This window comes from Mycobacterium palustre (genome assembly GCF_002101785.1).
Classification (GTDB): Bacteria; Actinomycetota; Actinomycetes; order Mycobacteriales; family Mycobacteriaceae; genus Mycobacterium; species Mycobacterium palustre.
On sequence record NZ_LQPJ01000109.1, the window covers coordinates 30537 to 49291 of the forward strand.

Here is an 18755-nt window from a genome sequence, read left to right on the forward strand (position 1 = left end):
TGACAGACACCGTGCCGGCGCCAGCGCAGGCTCCCGTCGTCCACACCACCGCGGAGAAGCTGGCCGAGCTGCACGCTCGCCTGGAACTTGCCAAGGAGCCCGGCGGCGAGAAGGCCGCCGCCAAGCGCGACAAGAAGGGCATCCCCAGCGCCCGCGCCCGCGTCCACGCGCTGCTGGACCCGGGGACCTTCTTCGAGGTCGGGGCGCTGGCCAAAACGCCGAACGACCCGAACGCGCTCTACGGCGACGGGTGCGTCACCGGGCACGGCATGATCGGCGGCCGCCCGGTCGGGGTGTTCTCCCACGACCAGACGGTGTTCCAGGGCACGGTCGGGGAGATGTTCGGCCGCAAGGTCGCCCGGCTGATGGAATGGTGCGCGATGGTCGGCTGCCCGATCATCGGCATCCAGGACTCCGGCGGCGCCCGCATCCAGGACGCGGTCACCTCGCTGGCCTGGTACGCCGAGCTGGGCCGCCGCCACGAGGCGCTGTCCGGGCTGGTCCCGCAGATCTCGCTGATCTTCGGCAAATGCGCTGGGGGAGCGGTCTATTCGCCGATCCAGGACGACCTGCTGGTCTCGGTGCGCGACCAGGGCTACTTCTTCGTCACCGGGCCGGACGTGATCCGCGAGGTCACCGGCGAGGAGGTCACCCTCGACGAGCTCGGTGGCTCCGACGCGCAGGCCCGCTACGGCAACATCCACCAAGTTGTCGACTCGGAGGCCGAGGCGTTCCAGTACGTGCGCGACTACCTGTCGTTTTTGCCGTCCAACTGCTTCGACAAACCGCCGATCGTCAACCCCGGGCTGGAGCCGGAGATCACCCCGACCGACCTCGAACTCGACGCGATCGTGCCGGACAACGACAACGCGGCCTACGACATGCACGAGATCCTGCTGCGGATCTTCGACGACGGCGACTTCCTCGACGTCGCGGCGCAGCACGGGCCGGCGATCATCACCGGGTTCGCCCGGGTCGACGGGCATCCGGTCGGCGTGGTGGCCAACCAGCCGATGCATTTGTCCGGCGCGATCGACAATGAGGCGTCCGACAAGGCGGCGCGGTTCATCCGGTTCTGCGACGCGTTCAACATCCCGCTGGTCTTCGTCGTCGACACGCCCGGGTTCCTGCCCGGAGCCGAGGAGGAGAAGCGCGGCATCATCAAGCGCGGCGGCCGGTTCCTCTACTCCGTCGTCGAGGCCGACGTGCCGAAGGTGACCATCACGGTCCGCAAGTCCTACGGCGGCGCCTACGCGGTGATGGGATCGCGGCAGCTGACCGCCGACTTCAACTTCGCCTGGCCGACCGCGCGGATCGCGGTGATCGGCGCCGAGGGGGCCGCGCAGCTGCTGATGAAGCGGTTCCCCGACCCGACCACGCCCGAGGCGCAGGCGATCAAGCGGGACTTCATCGAGGGCTACAACCTCAACATGGCGATCCCGTGGATCGCCGCCGAGCGCGGGTTCATCGACGCCGTCATCGACCCGCACGACACCCGGCTGCTGATCCGCAAGTCGATGCGGCTGCTGCGCGACAAGCAGCTGTGGTTCCGCGTCGGCCGCAAGCACGGCCTGATCCCGGTCTAGGCCCGCCGCGCGCCGGCCCCGGCGCCGAGTGTCGCGGGATTCACGCTCGATGCGTGAAAGCGCCGTCCAACAGCTCGTCGAACCGCTCCAGCGCCTCGTCGTGGTCAACGTCGATGCCGCGCAGCGGCCCGCGGTCGGCGAGGTAGCGCTGCGCGTACAGCCGGGCGACCAGCGCCTTGCGGTCGCCGCCGCGGGTGTCGCGCTCCCAGGCGGCCTGCTCGGTGAGCAGCGCGCCGGCGTACACGTCGCCCATGAACTGCGCCAGCGGGAACAGCCGCGCCTCGGCCAGGCCGGCGTCGAGTTTGGCCCAGGCCGTGATCGCCGCGTCGAGGTCCTCGACGCGGCGCGCCACCAGCCGCGTCGTCTCGTCGTCATCGGAGACCGACACCGCGTCCCGCAGCCGCGCCAGCAGCGCCTCGTGCGCGTTGGCCTTCTCGATGCCGCGGCGCACGTCGAGGCACAAGATGTTGTCGGGGCCCTCCCAGATCGTGTTGACCTGCGCGTCGCGCAGCAGCCGGGCGACGGGCCACGTCTCGATATAGCCGTTGCCGCCGTGGATCTCGATCGCGTCCGACGCCGAGGTGATCCCGAGCCGGCAGACCTTGAGCTTGGTGACGGGCACCGCGATGCGTTGCCGGATGGCGCGCGGCTGGCGATGGTTGGCGGCGCCGGTCCCGTCGAAGACCAGCGCCTGCGCGGCCTCGACGTCGACGATCATCTCGGCGAGCTTGCGCCGCATCAGCGGCTTGTCGATCAGCGCCCCGCCGAAGGCCTCCCGCTGGCGCGCGTAACACAGGGACTCGACCAGGGCGCGCCTGGCGTTGCCGAGCCCGAACAGCGCGATGCCCAGCCGCGCGGCGTTGGTCAGCTCCATCATGCGGCCGAGCCCCTTGCCGTCGGACGGGCCCGCCTGCCCGCTCGGCTCCCCGGACAGCAGGAACGCTTCGGCGTCGACGAACTCGACCTCGCCGGAGGCCACCGAGCGGGTGCCGAGCTTGTCTTTGAGGCGGCGCACCCGCACCCCGTTGCGCGACCCGTCGCGGCGGGTGCGCAGCACCAGGAAGTTGGCGACGCCGCGGGTCGAGTCGGGGGCTCCCTCGGGCTTGGCCAGCACGACGAACGCCTCGCCGGCGCAGTTGGACGCGAACCACTTGAACCCGTTGAGCAGCCACGCGTCCCCGGCGCGGGTCGCGGTGGTCTCGAGCGCGCCCAGGTCCGAGCCGCCGGTGCGTTCGGTCAGCAGCTGCGCCGTCTCGCCCGCCCACTCGCCGGAGGCGAATTTGGCCAGCACGTGCTCGCGAACGTCGGCCGGCGCGTGGGCCGCCACCAGCGCCTGCACCATGCCGCCACCGGTGCCCAGCGCGCAGCCCATCCCGATGTCGGCCTGGTTGAGCAGGTAGTTGGATGCGAACAGCGCCAGCCCCGAGCTCACCTTGGCGGTCCGCGCGTCGGAGCGCAGCGCCTGCTGGGCGTCCAGGACGGCCCGCTTGGACTGGGTGAACGACGCGGGCATGACGACCTGGCTGATGTCGTGCCCCCACCGGTCGTAGCGCTCGAGCCGCGGCGGGTTGCGGTCGGTTTCCTCGGCCCAGCGCGCCACCGGGCCGCCCATCAGCTCGCCCATGCGCGCCAAATGCGGCTCCACGACGGCCAATTCGTCGGGCCGCAGATAGTAGGCCATGGTGAACTGCAGGGTCGGGTCGGTGAGGTACCAATTGAGGCCCACGGCCCCGTGGTAGTCGTCGGTCCGATAGCGCCGCGACTTTTCCGGGGTGGAGAAGGGCAGCCGGCGCGGCCTTTCGAAGGCCTCCAGGCCGTACTCGCTCATGACGCGACGGTATTACAGCCGAAACCCGAAGTGAAAGACGCCGACCGCGGGTCTTCCCATGACGCGGCCCGGCGGCGCATGATCGGCTGAGCGGCTAGCTATCAAAGGGAGTCGATGATGAAAGCCGATGTCGGAGATTGGCTCGTAATCAAGGGCGCCACAACGGAGTTGCCGGATCAGCGGGGCGAGATCACCGAGGTGCGCGGGGCCGACGGCGGCCCGCCGTACGTGGTGCGGTGGCTTGCCAGCGGCCATGTGGCGACGGTGTTTCCGGGCTCGGACGCCCTCGTCGTCAGCGCGGCCGAACAACAGCGGACGTCGCACAAGGCTTAGACCGGGGCCAGGAACTCCGAGGTGTAGAACTCGGCGGGGTTCTGGGAGTGCGGGTCCGGGCGTTCCACAATCACCCAGACACCCGTCGTGCCGGATCCCACTGCGTCTTGAATGGTCACCGCGGCGTTGCCCGCCCCGTCGGTGTCCAATCCGGTGAAGGCGGTCCCCGGATCCCCGGGGCCACAGGTGGCCGACGACGGCCGGGGTTCCTGGATCAGGCCGACGTCGTAGTGGGTGCCCGGCCGATTGGGTATCGCGACGCGCACCTCCGCGGTCACCGTCGATCCCGTCGTGCGGATGAGCGCCGACCCGCTGCCGAGGGCGGGAAACGGCACCTGGGCCGCCTCGCTGACGAGGCTGAAATCGCAGCGTCTGAGCTTGCTCTCCAAGACGACGGTGGTGCCGTTCGCCGCGGCGGCGGTGAAGGTTTCGGCCGCCGCCGCCGCGGCGATCGCCGCGGTGAGCGCCGCCGCGCGTGTGCCTAACCGCGCTAGCTCGTGCATGGGTCCGGTATTGACCTGTCGCCGGCAAAATTAAACCCGCGCGCTCGCCTTCGATTACGGCTTGATCCTGATCTCGCCCGGCGACCACCAGCCGCTGCGCGTCGCGGTGCCCAGGTCGAGCCGGGCGGGGTGGGCGTCGGCGATGGTGTCGAACTTGCGCAGCGATCCCCAGTCGCGGCCCCAGTCACGCGACAGGTAGGTCGACATCACGTGGGCCCGCAACAACAGGTCGGTGATGCCGAGCAGGCCGCCGTTGACGCCGTCCTCCCAGGTGTCGGTGTCCTGCTTCTTGGCGTTGTAGTCCGGCGTGATGCGGAACTTCGGGATCTCGGTGACGCCGTCGACGTGCAGCATCGGCCGCTGGCAGGGGAAGGCCAGGCCCACCGCCCAGTCCATCAACACGGGCTGCGTCGAGCCGACATACTCCTGAACCGAGCGCAGCTCCGGCACCCTCGGCGGGGTCACCGCGACCCAATCCTCCGGCGTCAGGGACAGGTCCTCGGCCACCACCCGGACCGCGACCGCGTCCGCGGGCATCTGTGACCGGGCGAAGCGCAGGTTGCGCCACACCTTCGGCTGCTCCCCGTAGAGGTCGTAGGGCACCAGGCGACCGGCCGGCACGATGGCATTCGGGTCACCGCCGGGCGCCGGCCTGCCGTACTCGAGGACGACGGTCTGCCCGGAGGTGTGGCCGTGCAGCACGCTGTTACCGGTGATCGTGCCCGCGGCCGTCACCACCACGAGCGGATGCCCGCCGTCCGGCTTGGGCAGCCGGTACCAGGCCGACGTCAGCCTGCTCTGCTGCTGCGGGCCGGTGGTGTAGCTGCCCGCCACCGGAACCCGATCGGGATCCAGGCCGTAGGGCAGCGGCACCAGCGACCCGTTGACGCCCGGCGCCGCCAGCTTGGTCGGCCCGTACCAGTCGTAGTCCGTCCCCGGTTGCGGCACCGCCGTCTCGCGGACCGCCTCCGCCAGGGTGCGCTCCGGTATTCCGTTGGGGGAGAAGCCCATCGGGTTGACACCGCCCAGCGGCCCGAGCGGGCCGTACCTGTCGGGAAGGGGCGCCATGAAGCCGGCGTTGCTGTCGGGCTCGACCAGCACGTCGTCGGCGAGCGCGCAGCCGCCGGCGAATTCGCGCAGGTTGGACCAGCCGTTGGAGTAGGTGGGGTACTGCCGCACGATCCCGGCCACCATCGACGCGACGAACACCAGCGCCATGAATCCCGCCGCGAGCGGCAGCGGCGCGGCCGTCACCGCCCGGGCCAGCCGGCCCTCGCCGCGATCCCGCGACGCGAAGTGCAGCCACATCGCCCAGAGCGCGGCGATCGCGAACAGGGCGAAAAAGATTGTGCTGACGGTGATTCCGGCGATCTTCGGCATGGCGCTGTTGAACGGCACGCCGTAGCTGGACACGTACCACCAGCCGTTGAAGGTGGCGAAACACAGCGCCAACACGAACAACACCGCCGCCGCGAACGCCATGCGGTTGCGCGACCAGCGCAGCACCTCGTGCGACACCAGGACCGTGGTCAGCGCGGCCATCGCCGCGCCCACCGCCGCGAACAACCCGAAGTGGTGCACCCACTTGGTGGGCGTGAACATCAAGAAGAACATGGTCGCGAAGATGACACCCATCAGCCGCCACACCGGTCCGCGGGCCACGCCGGGAATCCGCTTGCGCCGCAACATGATGAACACGGCGGTGAACAGGCACAGCGCGGTGATCAGGAAGCCGAATCGCCGCGACACCGCCCCGTCGACCGTCGGGAGGAAAAGGTAGTAGTAGCGCAAATTCTCGGTGTACCAGGCCTGGCTCGGCCCGATCGAGGTGCGGATCCTGGTGGCTTCCAGCACCGTCGACAGCGTCTGGTCGGCGAAGACCACGGTCAGCACCACGAAGCCGGCGGCCAGCATCGGGGCGACCAGCGGCCACGTGCCGACCAGTCGGTGACGGTGCACCAGGATTCGCAGGATCGGACGGCCACCGGCGATCAGGGCGGCCACGGCGATGAGGCCGGTGGGCTGGACGGCCAGCGTGAACGCCGCGGTGATCACCGCCAGCGCGGCCGGTGTCAGGCGGCTGTAGCGCATCGATCGCTCGATCAGCACGTAGGTGACCAGTGAACCGAGCGCGATGATCCCCTCGGGGCGAAGGCCGTTGTTGAACGGCATCCACGCGGTGAGCAGGACCAATCCGGCCGTCCAGTTGGCGGCGGTGCTGGAGGCCACCGCCGGCCCCAGCCGGGGCAGCACCTCACGCGACAGCAGCAGCCAGCAGACCAGCCCGGCGACCAGGTCGGGCAACCGCATCCACAGGCTGTGGTCGCTCACGTGGGTCATCAGCGCCAGCAGGTTGTAGTACCAGCCGAAGGGGTCCTCGGGGCTGCCGAACCAGCGGAAGTAGTTGGACATGTAGCCGGCGTGGTCCGCGACGCGGGCCATGCCGAGGATGTAGCCGTCGTCGGAGGAGTTCGCCCCGATCAGGTGCCACAACAAAAAGCCGAAGATCACCGCGGCGTCGACCAGGGTGAACCTGCGCCAGTTCTTCGGTATCCAGCGGTGCATGCGCCGGCCGTCGAGCTGGTCCAGGCGCCACAGCGCGATCAGCGCGACGACGGTGGCCAGGATCGCCAGCACCATCGCCGCCAGTTTCAGCGTCGTCGGCGTGGTGGAGAACCGGGTGTCGATGGTCGCCGAGAACCGCAGCCCGGGCGGGGCGGGACCGGTCAGGTCGGTGAACACCCCGACGATCTGGGGCCGCAGGTTGGGGTCGGCGAAGCCGCCGCCGACCGGTTTGCCGGCCGGGTCGGTCAGCCCGACGAAGGTGGCGAAGGTGCCGGCGCGGGTGGAGGTGATTTCGATGCGCTGGCATGGCGGACCCGCCGCCTGGGCCCGCGGCACGCTGGCGATCACCACGTTGCGATCGGTGACGTCGACGCGCTGGCTGCTGGCGACGACGAACAACGCGTTGAGCGCGGCGTCCTTGCCCTTTTTGGGTGCTGTGCTGAGCACCACCCCGCCGTCGGGCGGCAGGCCGCGCACCACGGAGCACGGCACCGTCGCCGTCGCGTCGACCGGCGTCAGCGAAATCAGCGGCGCGGTAACGCTGTTCAGCTGGCCGCTTTGCGGCCAGTTCAGTTCTGCGGTGGTCTGCACGACGGGCAGCAGCGGCGTCGCGACCGACAACACGAAGCCCACCAGCCCGGCGACCGTCGCGACCCAGCGCGTCACGCGCACGCCGTCGCGGGCGCCGCGCTGTCCGGTGGCCGCCTCCTGTTCGTGGTTGACGACGCTCATGGCAGTGCCCTAATCGGTCCTTGCCGGCTCCAGCCGCGCACTGTGATCACACCCTGTTCGACGACGGCGGCCGGCGCCTGGTCGGCCGGCACCAGCGGGAAGTACTGCTCGATCGATCCCCAGTCGCGGTACCAGTCGCCCCGCAGGTACGTCGAGATCGTCGAGGTGCGCAGCAACGCCTGGGTGAACAGGAACGGGCCGCCGGCCTCGCTGGATTCCCAGCCGTTCGACGAGGCCGCGGTCTGCTTGTGGTCGGGCAGGATGCGGTATTGCGGAAGTTCGGCGACGCCAAGGTGTTCGGAGAAGGGGCGCTGGCATGGGAAGTTGGCGGCGGTGGCCAGGTCCATCAATACCGGTGTGCGCGAACCGATCAGCTGCTGCAGGGTCTGCAGCACCGGCACGCGCGGCGGGGTGAACGCGAACCACTGCTCGGAACTGAGGTTCGGGTCGTAGGCGACGATGCGCGCCACGTTGGCCTCCGGCGGCGCCCAGGCCAGCGGGAACCGCAGGTTGCGCCACGCCGGCTCCGGGCCGATGTCGATCGGCTGCACCTGCGCGAGCGGCTGGGTGGAGCCGTCGGGGCGGGCGACCCCCCACTGCAGTTTGAGCTGTTGCCCGTAGGTGAAGGTGCCGTCCTCTTTGTACGACCAGATGGCGCCGGCGGCCGACACCACCACCAGCGGCCGGTCCGGGGTGCGGGGCGGCAGCTGGTACCAGGCCGAGGTCGCCGTGGCGGCCAGCGAGTTTTCGCCGTAGCTGCCCATCACCGGCGTGCGGGCCGGGTCCAGCCCGAACGGCAGCGCGGCATGCGAGCCGTTCACCCCGACCGGGCCCCTGCCGCCGGCGGTGCCCGCCGAGTCACTCATGGTGGCGTTGGGCTTGTTCGGCGAGGCGTCGGAGTTCACCACGCCCGGCTTGGTCACCACCGGGTAGGACCGCAGGTCGTCGCCGACGCCCTCGGGTTTGAACCCGACGGGGTCGACGCCGCCCAGCGGGCCCGCGGGACCGAACTGCTGCCCCGGAACGGGTTGCAGCAGACCGGCATTGGGGTCCGGCTCGACCAGCACGTCGTCGCCCATCGCGCAGCTGGTCGGCGAAAGCCCGGAGCTGATCGCGGCCAGGTTGGCCTTGGCGGTGGTGTAGAGCGGGTAGCGGAAGACGGCGCCCTTGGCCAGCGAACCGACCTCGCCGAGGACCATGATCGTCGCCACCACCAGCAGCGGGGTGGAGGCCAGCACGCGGTTGCGGCGGTTGTCCTTGACCTCGGTGTGCCCGGCGTAGTCCATGCGGAAGTGCTGCCAGCCGGCGAGCAGCCCGGTCACGATCGACAACGTCAAAAACATCGACGTCACCGGGTGGCTGGCGATGACGGGTTGGATGTCGTACCAGGGCACCCCGTAGTTGCCGACGTAGAACCAGCCGTTGATTCCCGAAGTGGCCCACGCCAGCACGAACAGCAGCGCGGTGACGTACAGCGTCAGGTTGCGGCGGTTGTGCAGGCCGATCCGGGCGAAGGCGAACGCGGTGACCGCGCCCAGGGCGCCGGCCAGCCCGGCGAACGCGCCGAACTGCACCGCCCACTTCGTCGGCGTGAACGTCAGAAGCAGCAGGCCGACCGCGGTGGTGCCGATCAGCCGCCACGCCGGGCCGGCGGCCAAACCGGGCACCCCGCCGCGCCGCAGCAGCACCACCAGCATCCCGAACAGGCACAAGAGCAGCACGAGCACCGCGAAGCGCCGCGCCATGGACCCGTCGGGGTTCGACTCCACCGTGAGGAAGTAGTAGCGCAGGAAGTCCTGGTACCAGGCGATCGTCGGGCCGACCTTGTATTTGATGCGCGCCGACTCCGCCACCGTGGCCAGCGTCTCGCTGCGGAACACCACCACCAGGATCAGCGCGAGCGACGCCGCCAGCACCGCCAGGGGGGCCAGCAGCCCGTCGGTCGCCTGGCGTCGCCGGATCGCCTGGGCCACGGCGCGGGCGCCGGTCAGCAGCGCCGCGACGGCGATCAACCCCTGCGGCGCCAGGGTCGCCGAGAGCATGGCGACGAAGATCGCGACCGCCGCCGGCGCGATGCGCCGCAGCCCGATCGCGCGTTCCACCTGCATCCAGGTGACGAGCACCCCGAGGGCGATCAGCGGCTCGGGCCGCAGCCCGTTGTTGAACGGCAGCCACGCGGCCAGGAACACGGCGCCGGCGGTGAGCACCGCGACCCGGTTGCCTGCCAGGCCGCCCCTGCCGGGGCCCAGCCTGCGCAGCATGCAGTGCCCGATGATGAGCCAGCACGCGATCCCGGCCAGCGTGGCCGGTATCCGCATCCACACGCCGGCGGTGCTCACCGCCGCGAACTTCGACAGCAGCGATAAGTACCAGTCGAACGGGGCGTCGGTGGTGCCGAAGAAGCGGTAGTAGTTGGCGACGTAGCCGGCCTTCGGCGCGACCCGGGCGATGGTCAGGTTGTAGCCGTCGTCCGACGAGGTGGCGCCGATGACGTGCCAGACCAGCAGCGTTCCGATCACGCCGACGTCGGCGACCCATGTCGCCACGCCGACCCGCCACCCGATGGGGGGGCGCCAGCTGACCCGCAGGTCACCGCCGCGGCTGCGCCGGTCCAGCACCGCCATCGCGACGACGGCGACCAGCACCGACAGGGCTCCCAACGCCATCACGACGGTCTTCAGCGCGGTGGGGGCGGTGATGAACCGGGTGTCGACGTCGACGCGGGCCGACAACCCCGGCTGCGGCGGCACCTTCAAATCGGTGAAGATCCCGCCCACCTGAGGCTTCTTCTCCGCGGGCAAGACGCCCGAGGCGCCGGGGATGCCGACGAAATCCGCGCCGGCCGCGCCGATGTCGGACCACACGTGCAGCACGCTGCAGGCGCCGGCGGCGACCGCCGGGCGCTGCGCCACCGCCGCCACGGTGTCGCGGAACGCCACGACGACGACGTCCCTGTCGGCCCGCACGAAGAGCCCGTTCTTGCCGGTGTCGACCCCGCCGGCGGGCAGGGTCGAAACGACCAGCCCGCCGTTGGGTGGCAGCGTGGCGATCGCCGGGCACGGGATGGAGATGTCCAGCGCCCGCGGCGCCCCCGACACCAGCGGCGCGGTGACCTGGGTGACGTGGCCGTCCGTCGTGCCCTGCGGCCACAGGACCGTCGCGGTGGTCTGCTTGACGGGGAGCAGCGGAACCAGCGCGCACAACAGCAGGCCCGCGATTCCCGCGACGACGGCGATCAGCCGGGGGATGCGTGGCGATCGCTCGCTACCGTCGTGGGGCACGAGGGTCGATGGTAAGGGAAGCGGATTAGCGCGGTTCGGACGCAGGGCCGCGGTGCCCGACGTGGCGCGCCGAATGTCGGGCGAATTCGCCCTGGCGGCAGCGGGTGCGGTCAAAATGGTTTGCGATGACGAACGCAGGCCTGGGGTTCGGTGTCTTGGGGCCGTTGTTGATGACGAGCCACGGCGTCCGCGTCCCGGTGGGTGCGCCCAAGCAGCGCGCGGTGCTGGCCATGCTGTTGGTCAACCGCAACCGGCCGGTGTCGGTCGACGCGCTGATCAATGCGGTATGGGGCGACGAACCGGTGCCGGCGGCGCGCACCAGCATCCAGGCCCATGTGTCCAACCTGCGGCGGCTGCTGCGCGACGCCGGGGTCGACGCGTATCAGGTGCTGGCCAGCGCCCCGCCGGGATATCAGCTCAGCGTCGCCGACGCCGACTGCGACCTGGGACGCTTCAGCGCCGAGCGGACGGCGGGAACGCAGGCCGTCGCGGCGGGACGCTTCGAGGACGCCAGCGGCCACTTCTCGCTGGCGCTGGGCGAATGGCGCGGACCGGTGCTCGACGATTTGCGCGACTTCGCCTTCGTCGACGCCTTCGCCACCGCGCTGACGGAAGAGAAGGTGGCGACGCACACCGCGCGCGCCGAGGCGGAGATCGCGTGCGGGCGCGCCGGGGCGGTGATCGGTGAGCTCGAGGCGCTCGTCGCCGAGCACCCGTATCGCGAACCGTTGTGGGCGCAGCTGATCACCGCCTACTACGTCACCGAGCGGCAGTCCGATGCGCTGGGCGCCTACCGGCGGCTCAAGTCGGCGTTGGCCGAGGGGCTGGGCATCGACCCGGGGCCGACGGTCAGCGCGTTGCACGAGCGGATCCTGCGCCAGGAGCCGCTGGGCGCGACGCGCGCGGCCCTGACCACCCACAAGCGCGGCGTCTACCAGGAGCCGGCGGCGGCCGAGGCCGCCGTGGCCCGGCTGCGGGACCGGAGCGGGCGGCTCCACCCGCTGGCGGGGGCGATCACCCGGATCGGGCGGTTCACCGACAACGACATCGTCCTCGACGACACCGACGTCAGCCGCCATCATGCCGTAATCACCGACACCGGAACGGGTTTCATGATGACCGACCTGCGTTCCACCAACGGCGTGGAGGTGGCCGGCCGGCGCGTCCGGGGCAGCGCCAGCCTGGCCGACGGCGACCGCATCTGCATCGGCGGCCACGAGTTCGTTTTCGAGGTTCGCCCCCGCTGACGGCTATCCGCCCAGCCGTCGGGCCAGGGTGTCGCGGCCGGGGCCGCCGAGTTCGGCGAGCGCCGCGGGGCGGCCGGCCATCGCCATCAGCAGCGCCTCGCCCGGCCCGCTCACCTCGGGTCCGCGGCCGTGCGCCCAGTCGACGTCGGTCGCGCGCAGCCGCAACCCCCGGATCCGGCGCCCGGCGCCGATCCTGGGGTTGCCCGGCACCAGCCCGAGCACCCGCGTGAGCCGGTCGGCCGGCACGGCGCGCGGGCGGCCCAGCGCGCGGCGGATGTCCTGGTGGTGGATGGTGCCGTCGACCAACGCGATCATGCCGCCGAACCACGCCGTCAGCCCCCGCGGCGTTTGGTGCTCGCGCAGGAACGCGAGCAGCTGCTCGGGGGTCAGGGCCGCGAACTCGTCGACACCCACCTGGTTGGCCCGCACGATCCGGCCCTTCGCGAAGCGCCTCAGCAGCCCGGCCGTGCCGAGCTCCTCGTAGCTGATCACGTGCGCGACAACGTCTTTGACGCTCCAGCGAGCGCACAGGCTCGGCGCCGCCCAGTCCTGCGGCGTGAGGGTGCCCAGGAAGTCGGCGAGGTCGGCGCGCTCGGCGCTGGCCATCGCCATCAGGGTGTCCGTCACGTGCCAGCCTCCACACCGAACAGGCGGGTGTAGCGGCCCAGGTACAGCGGCCAGCCCGCGTCGCCGCCGACGCCGTCGGACACCGATTCCCAGGCCGGGCCGTGGCGGTCGAGGTGGCGGTGTTCGAGGTCGACGCGCGTGCGGCCTCCGGATTCGGCGGTGAAGCGGACCTCGACCTCGCTCGTCTTGGCCGGGTCGGCCTCCAGCTGCCACGTCGGGCCGATGTCCCAGCTGAACAGCACGCGATGCGGCGGCTCGTAGGTCAGGATGCGCGCCCATCGGCATTCGGTGCCGTCGACGCCGCGGTCGTAGATGTGTCCGCCCACGCGCGGCTCGAAGACGGTCTCGGCGATCGGGACGCCCAGCAGGTTGTGCTCGCGGGGCTTGAAGTCGCCGAACCGCTCGGTGAAGACGGCGAACGCGCGCTCGATCGGCGCGTTGACGACGACTCGGTGCGCGACGCTGCGCGGCTTCGTCATGGGTTTTCTCCCTCCGCTTCGTCGACGGCCTGCGCGTAGCCGGCCAGCGCTTGGGTCCAGAACCGGTCGAGGTCGGCGCGCAACGCCTCGAGGCCGGTCGGGTCGAGTTGGTAGACGCGGCGCGTTCCGGCGGCCCGATCGCGAACCAGGCCGGCCGATTTGAGGACCTTGAGGTGCTGGGACACCGCGGGCCTGCTGACCGGCAGCTCGCGGGCCAGTTCGCCGACGGCCGCCGGGCCGTGCGCGAGGCGTTCGACGATGGCCCGCCGCGTCCCGTCGGCCAGCGCCAGCCAGCCGTCGCCGCGACGGCCGGCTTGGTAAGTGACCACGAACCGTAAGTCTAGGCTTACCAATGGGGACCGGCAACACCCCGGGCGCAAGGAATCCGCCGCCCAACCTGGGCTGCCTCCCCGGGCTCGGCATCCCCGGGCTGTAAGCGGCGCTAACCCCTGCGCAGCGGCGCCGGGTTCCACAGACCGCTGCGCGTCGCGGTGCCCAACTGCAGGCGCGCGGGCTGCGCGTCGGCGTAGTAGGGGGTCAACCGTTGCAGCGAGCCCCAGTCGCGCGACCAGTCGTCTTTCAAATAGGTCGCCATCGTCGTCGCCTTCACCAGCAGCTCGGTGACGCCCAGCGGGCCGCCGCCGTTGTTGTCCATCACCGGCGAGTTGGCCTCGGCGCCGAAGCGGTCCGGCAGGATGCGCCACTTCGGTGTCTCGTCGACGCCGTTCTGGTGCCCGAACGGTCGCTGGCACGGAAACGCCAGGCCGACCAGCCAGTCCAAAAACACCGGGTCCCGCGAGCCGACCACGTCCTGCAGCGTGCGCAGCTGCGGAATCCGCGGCGGCGTCAGAGCGATCCAGTGCTGCGGGGCCAGGTCCTCGTCGTCGGCGACCAAACGGATCTGGGTGGCGGCCCTGGGGATGGCCGACAGTGGCAACCGCAGGTTGCGCCACGCCGGCGAGGCGCCCACGTCGGCCAACTGGAACGACCCGCCGGCGTGTCCGGCTGCCGCGTCGCCGTCGGTGGCCCACTGCACCTGGACCTCGCGCGGGTCGAAGCGCCCGGCGGCGCTGACCACCAGCAGCGGTCCGGCCTTGTCCCGCGCCGGCAGCCGGTACCAGCCCGACCTCAGGTGCGCGGGCACCTGGATGCCGGAGCGCCAGCTGCCGAGCACCGGCGTGCGGGCCGGGTCCAGGTTGTAGGGCAGCTGGGCCGCCGACCCGTTGATCCCGGGCGCCGGGGTGGTGCCGCCCTCGGTGCCGGCCTCGGCGCCGGTGGTCAGCCTGTCTTCGGTGACGAAGCTGCGGTCGCCCGGACGCTCCATCACCGGGTCGGCGCGGACGTCGGCCGGAATCCCGTTGGGGGTGAACGCCTCCGACAGGCCGGCGCCCAGGGCGTCGGCGGCCGAACCGCTGACCGGCGACAGCAGCGCGGCGGTCGGATCGGTCTCGACCAGGACGTCCTCGGCCAGCCCGCAGGTCTTGCCGGTCAGTGCCTCCAGGTTGGAGCGTCCCACCGACCACGCCGGGAACTGGTCCGTCATGGCCAGGGTCAGCGACAGCACCTCGAAGACCACCAGGGCCCATGCCGCAATCGCCAAGGGGGACTGCACGATTCCGGCCACCTGGGCCCCGTACCGGCTCCTGGGTGGCCCGTTATAGGTGGCGACGAAGTGGAACCACGCCGCCAGCAGCAGCACCACCACGGTCAGCCCCAGCAGCATGGTCGCGAAGCCGTAGTGCCACTGCGGAAACGAATTCGACCATGGCACACCGAAATTCGACACGTACCACCAGCCGTTGACGCTGGCGAACGACAGCGCCACCAAGAACAGCACCACCGCGGCGAACACGGTGCGGTTGCGTCTCGAGCGCATCGCCACCGAGGTCACCGCGACGGCGGCCAGCGCCCCGAGCGACCCGGCCAGCCCGGCGAACACCCCGAAGTGGTGGGTCCACTTGGTGGGAGTCCACATCATCGCGAGGAACGAGATGATGGTGATCCCGACGATGCGGCGGCTGGGTCCCGCAGCGGTGCCCGGAATTCGGCCCTTGCGCAACGACATTGCGACCGTTATCCCGAGCGCCAGCAGCAACGCCAGCACGGCGAAGCGGCGAGCGACCGACCCGTCGGGGCTGGCCATGAACAGCCGCTCGTAGCGGATGTGTTCGTCGAACCAGCTCAGGCTGGGCCCGACGGCCCGCTTGAGCGTGCTGGCCTGCGCCTCACCGGCCAGGGTCTGGTCGCGGAAGATCAGGATGGCGGTGACGGTGGCCGCGGCCAGCATGGGGGCGACCAGAGGCAGCGCGCCGAACCGTGCGGATCGGCGGTGCAGGATGGTCCGCAGCGGCCCGACCGCGACCAGCAGCGCACCGATCGAGGCGATGCCCGTCGGCCCGGAGAACAGCGTCAGCGCGCCGACGATGCAGGCGATCGCCACCGGCAGCAGCCGGCTGGTGGCAACGGCGCGTTCCACCGAGCACCAGGTGAGCAGGATGCCCAGGGCGATGATCGGCTCGGGCCGCAGGCCGTTGTCCAGCGGCAGCCACACGGCCAGGAACATGCCCGCAGCGGTCCAGGCCGCGGCGCGGCTGCGCTTGACGGCGTGACCCAGGCGGGGCATCACCTCCCGGCTGATCAACCACCAGCAGGTCAGCGCCATGGCGAGGGTGGGCAGCCGCATCCAGATGCTGGCGGTGCTGACGTGGGCCCACACCGCCAGTAGGTCGTAGTACCAGCCGAACGGCGCCTCGGGCGTGCCGAACCAGCGGTAGTAGTTGGCCATGTAGCCGGCGTGCTCGGACACCCGCGCCATGGTCAGGATGTAGCCGTCGTCGGAGGTGTTGGCGCCGACGAAATGCCACCACACCAACACCGCGATGACGAGGGCGTCCAGGGCACCAACCGACCACCAGCGCGACGGCAGGAAGCGGCGGTGCCGGGTGCCGTCGGCGGTGTCGAGGACGTGCAGCGCGACCAGGGCGGCCGCGGTCAGCACGACCCCGAGGATCATCGCGGCCATCTTCAGCGGCGTGGGGCTGCTGCTGTAGCGGGTGTCGACGGTCGCCGAGAAGGTCAGCCCGGGCGGCGCCGGCCCGGACAGGTCGGTGAAGACGCCGACGATCTGCGGGCGGAAGTCGTAGCCGCTCTTCTCGCCGCGCAGCGGCGCGCCGGGGTGCTCGGCGTTGGGTCCCTGTGTGAGCCCGACGAATTCGGCCGTGACGCGGTCGGCGTGCGCGGTGAACGTCAACCGCTGGCAGGCCGGGCCGAGCACCTGGCTCAGCGGGGCGGTGACCACCGCGACGTTGCGCACCACCAGCACCAAGTAGTCGTTGGCGCGCTGGATGAGCAGCCCGCGGTCGACGGCCTTGGGGGCCTGCTTGGGCACCGTCGACAGCAGCACCGTCTTGCCTAAGTTCTGCGGTCCGGCGAGCCCGGCGGCGGCCCGGCACGGCACGGAGACGTTCAGGTCGGTGGCCACATAGCCGATCAGCGGCGCCTCGACGCTGCCGAACGTGCCGTTCTGCGGCCAGTTCAGCTGGGCAGTGGATTGGTTGACCGGCAGCAGCGGGGTGGCGATCGCCAGCAGGGCGCCGAGCAGACCGGCGACGATGGCAACCACCCGGGCGATCCGGTAGTTGCCGCCCTCGTCGTCCACGGGGGTAGATGGTAGTTCTTCGACCAAGTCAGCCGGGGTTTCGGTGGCCATCAGCGGTTGGCTCCCGGCTTGCGGACGGCCAGCACGAACGGGCCGATCGTGTCGACGGCGAAGCGCGGGTCGTCGAACAGGGCGGCCGGCAGCTCGACGGTGTAGCGGCGGACGTTGGGCTGGTTGGGGTAGACGTCCTGGGCCAACCGCAGCGTGTAGTTGCTGTTTGCGCCGCGGCGCATCAGGAAGACGGTCGGCGGTGGCCAGGGCGAGGCGTCCAGCGCGTGGATGAGCTCGTCGGGGGTCTTGAGCTTGGACCACTTCTCGATCTGGGCCGCGCGCAGGTCGAACTGGGCCAGCGGGTTGGCGTAATGCGACGTCAGGCCCTGGAAGCCCCAATAGGGGTAGTACGACAGGAAGCTGTAGTCGGCGGTCATCACCACGGTCTGGTCGCGCGCCTTGCCCGTCGCGTGCAGGATCGCCGCGTCGATGGCGGGGTAGAACTTCTCCGAACTCGGCGGCCGGCGGTCGCCGCGCTGGCCGTAGCCGTCGGTGTCGGTGTAGGCGATGGTCAGATCCGGCCGCAGCACGTCGGGGATGTCCTGGCTGAACGCGATCGCGGCGGCCAGACCGAGGGCGCCGGCCACCGGGACGACCGCGCGGCCTCGCGGGGCCAGCGCCCGGACCGCCTCGACGAAGCCGAACGCGCCGGCGGCTACCAGCAGCACGGTCAGCGTCGGCTGCAGCCGAAACGACAACAGCGTGGTGCGCGCCAGCGTGGTCAGCATCGACAGCACCGACCACAGGTAGACGGCCAGCACGCCGATGGCCAGGGCGCCCGCCCGCACCGACGACGTCGCCCGGACGATCAGCCACACGGTTCCCAGCAGGCAGACCGCGCCCAGCAGGGAGAACTGCAGCATCGGGAAGGTGAGCTGGGCGCCGTCGGCGGGCAGGTAGTGCTGGGCGCTGCCGGCGCCGCTGGCCGGGCTGCTGACGGCGCGGAGGAAAAACGGCAGCCAGGTGGTGCTCGCGATGGCCGCCGCGATGACGGCGATGACGGCCAGCCGCCGCAGCGGGTCCACCACCGCCCGGGGCCCGTCGCGGCGCCACCGCGCGCCGGCCACCGCCAGCGCCATCAGGAACATGGTGAACGCGGTGAACCCGAAAAGCAGCGTGTACCAGGTGGCCGCGAAGCCCAAAAACAGCCCGCCGCCGACCACCGCCGCCCAGCCGCCGCGGTCGCCGGCGCGCAGGCCCGCCCAGGTCAGGACCAGCACCGGCGGCAGCAGCACGGTGATCATGGCGGAGTAGGGCTCGGGCGAGCTGTACGCCAACGTGGCGGCGGCCGTCGCGGTGGTGACGATCAGCGCGTACTCGAAGCGGATCATCCGCCACCACAACACCAGCGCGACGGCGACCGCGATGGTGATCGAGGTGATGGCCCACGGCTTGTAGGCCTCCCAGGCCGGCGTCCCGGTCAGCGCCGCGACGCGCCCCCCGATCCAGAACCAGCCGGGCGGGTAGAACGGCGGCAGGCCGACGTAGGTCATGTCGTGCAGGGCGGGGCTGTCGGCGAGCCGGGTCACGTATTCGGTGCGGAACTGCTGATCCACGGAGATGCCGAACAGGTAGAGCTTGGTGGCACCCAGCGGCATGCCCAGCGTCACGACGCTGAACGCGGAGACGAACACCAGCCCGCCCGGCTGCGCGAGCCCGCGGTGGCGGCGCCACAGCCATCCGACGGCGACCAGCCCGGCCAGGCAGGCGACCTGTCCGACGGTGGTCAGGGCGTGCAGCTGGTTGGACGAGGGGTAGGCCGGCCACTGCACGCCGGCGATCGCGGTCAGCGACACCACTGCGACGACGGTAGCCACCGCAACCGCCGCGACCATCTGGCCCAGCGTGGCCAGGGCGTTGCGCAT

12 protein-coding genes are annotated in these 18755 nt (G+C 71.1%); 3 read left to right on the top strand and 9 right to left on the bottom strand.

Annotated elements, in window-relative coordinates; all coding sequences use genetic code 11:
* The first annotated feature begins 11 nt into the window (after positions 1 to 11).
* The gene (locus AWC19_RS16075; protein WP_372508539.1) at positions 12 to 1586 is read left to right on the top strand and encodes an acyl-CoA carboxylase subunit beta; all 1575 of its coding nucleotides are present in this window, start codon (positions 12 to 14) and stop codon (positions 1584 to 1586) included.
* A 40-nt stretch (positions 1587 to 1626) separates the two neighbouring features.
* On the opposite strand, the gene AWC19_RS16080 is transcribed toward AWC19_RS16075, so the two are convergent.
* Entirely contained in the window at positions 1627 to 3414 is a 1788-nt protein-coding gene (locus tag AWC19_RS16080; RefSeq protein ID WP_085079057.1) for an acyl-CoA dehydrogenase family protein, read from the bottom strand.
* A gap of 117 nt (positions 3415 to 3531) precedes the next feature.
* On the opposite strand from AWC19_RS16080, the gene AWC19_RS16085 reads away from it, so the two are divergent.
* A complete protein-coding gene (locus AWC19_RS16085; RefSeq protein WP_085079058.1) occupies positions 3532 to 3747 on the top strand; it encodes a DUF1918 domain-containing protein in 216 nt (71 codons plus the stop codon).
* On the opposite strand, the gene AWC19_RS16090 is transcribed toward AWC19_RS16085, so the two are convergent.
* The 3 genes from AWC19_RS16090 to AWC19_RS16100 are packed head-to-tail and all read right to left on the bottom strand — an operon-like array spanning position 3744 to position 10828.
* The gene (locus AWC19_RS16090; RefSeq protein WP_085079059.1) at positions 3744 to 4250 is read right to left on the bottom strand and encodes a hypothetical protein; all 507 of its coding nucleotides are present in this window, start codon (positions 4248 to 4250) and stop codon (positions 3744 to 3746) included. The two genes, AWC19_RS16085 and AWC19_RS16090, sit on opposite strands and share 4 nt — an antisense overlap.
* A 54-nt stretch (positions 4251 to 4304) precedes the next feature.
* The gene (locus tag AWC19_RS16095) at positions 4305 to 7547 is read right to left on the bottom strand and encodes an arabinosyltransferase domain-containing protein (RefSeq protein ID WP_085079060.1); all 3243 of its coding nucleotides are present in this window, start codon (positions 7545 to 7547) and stop codon (positions 4305 to 4307) included.
* Positions 7544 to 10828: an arabinosyltransferase domain-containing protein gene (locus AWC19_RS16100; protein ID WP_085079061.1), complete on the bottom strand. Its 3285-nt coding sequence runs from the start codon at positions 10826 to 10828 to the stop codon at positions 7544 to 7546. The genes AWC19_RS16095 and AWC19_RS16100 overlap by 4 nt, the downstream gene beginning before the upstream one ends.
* A gap of 125 nt (positions 10829 to 10953) precedes the next feature.
* On the opposite strand from AWC19_RS16100, the gene AWC19_RS16105 reads away from it, so the two are divergent.
* The gene (locus AWC19_RS16105; RefSeq protein ID WP_085079062.1) at positions 10954 to 12075 is read left to right on the top strand and encodes a BTAD domain-containing putative transcriptional regulator; all 1122 of its coding nucleotides are present in this window, start codon (positions 10954 to 10956) and stop codon (positions 12073 to 12075) included.
* Positions 12076 to 12078: 3 nt separating this feature from the next.
* Here AWC19_RS16105 and AWC19_RS16110 read toward each other — a convergent pair whose 3' ends face one another.
* The 5 genes from AWC19_RS16110 to AWC19_RS16130 form a co-directional block, all read right to left on the bottom strand.
* Complete coding sequence (locus AWC19_RS16110) at positions 12079 to 12702, bottom strand: maleylpyruvate isomerase family mycothiol-dependent enzyme (protein ID WP_085079063.1); 624 nt, start codon at positions 12700 to 12702, stop codon at positions 12079 to 12081.
* Complete coding sequence (locus AWC19_RS16115; protein WP_085079064.1) at positions 12699 to 13181, bottom strand: SRPBCC family protein; 483 nt, start codon at positions 13179 to 13181, stop codon at positions 12699 to 12701. The genes AWC19_RS16110 and AWC19_RS16115 overlap by 4 nt, the downstream gene beginning before the upstream one ends.
* The gene (locus AWC19_RS16120) at positions 13178 to 13510 is read right to left on the bottom strand and encodes an ArsR/SmtB family transcription factor (RefSeq protein WP_085079065.1); all 333 of its coding nucleotides are present in this window, start codon (positions 13508 to 13510) and stop codon (positions 13178 to 13180) included. The genes AWC19_RS16115 and AWC19_RS16120 overlap by 4 nt, the downstream gene beginning before the upstream one ends.
* A 113-nt stretch (positions 13511 to 13623) precedes the next feature.
* On the bottom strand, positions 13624 to 16890 hold the full coding sequence (locus tag AWC19_RS16125; RefSeq protein WP_085079066.1) for an arabinosyltransferase domain-containing protein: 3267 nt from the start codon (positions 16888 to 16890) through the stop codon (positions 13624 to 13626).
* Positions 16890 to 18755, bottom strand: a complete 1866-nt coding sequence (locus AWC19_RS16130) for a galactan 5-O-arabinofuranosyltransferase (RefSeq protein ID WP_085079067.1) — start codon at positions 18753 to 18755, stop codon at positions 16890 to 16892. Before AWC19_RS16130 ends, AWC19_RS16125 begins: the two co-directional genes overlap by 1 nt.

Bases quoted from the DNA above. Each gene is read 5' to 3' on its own strand.
- AWC19_RS16125 (WP_085079066.1), bottom strand. From the start codon at position 16,890: ATGGCCACCGAAACCCCGGCTGACTTGGTCGAAGAACTACCATCTACC.
- AWC19_RS16090 (WP_085079059.1), bottom strand. From the start codon at position 4,250: ATGCACGAGCTAGCGCGGTTAGGCACACGCGCGGCGGCGCTCACCGCG.
- AWC19_RS16095 (WP_085079060.1), bottom strand. From the start codon at position 7,547: ATGAGCGTCGTCAACCACGAACAGGAGGCGGCCACCGGACAGCGCGGC.
- AWC19_RS16105 (WP_085079062.1), top strand. From the start codon at position 10,954: ATGACGAACGCAGGCCTGGGGTTCGGTGTCTTGGGGCCGTTGTTGATG.
- AWC19_RS16130 (WP_085079067.1), bottom strand. From the start codon at position 18,755: ATGCGCAACGCCCTGGCCACGCTGGGCCAGATGGTCGCGGCGGTTGCG.
- AWC19_RS16085 (WP_085079058.1), top strand. From the start codon at position 3,532: ATGAAAGCCGATGTCGGAGATTGGCTCGTAATCAAGGGCGCCACAACG.
- AWC19_RS16115 (WP_085079064.1), bottom strand. From the start codon at position 13,181: ATGACGAAGCCGCGCAGCGTCGCGCACCGAGTCGTCGTCAACGCGCCG.
- AWC19_RS16080 (WP_085079057.1), bottom strand. From the start codon at position 3,414: ATGAGCGAGTACGGCCTGGAGGCCTTCGAAAGGCCGCGCCGGCTGCCC.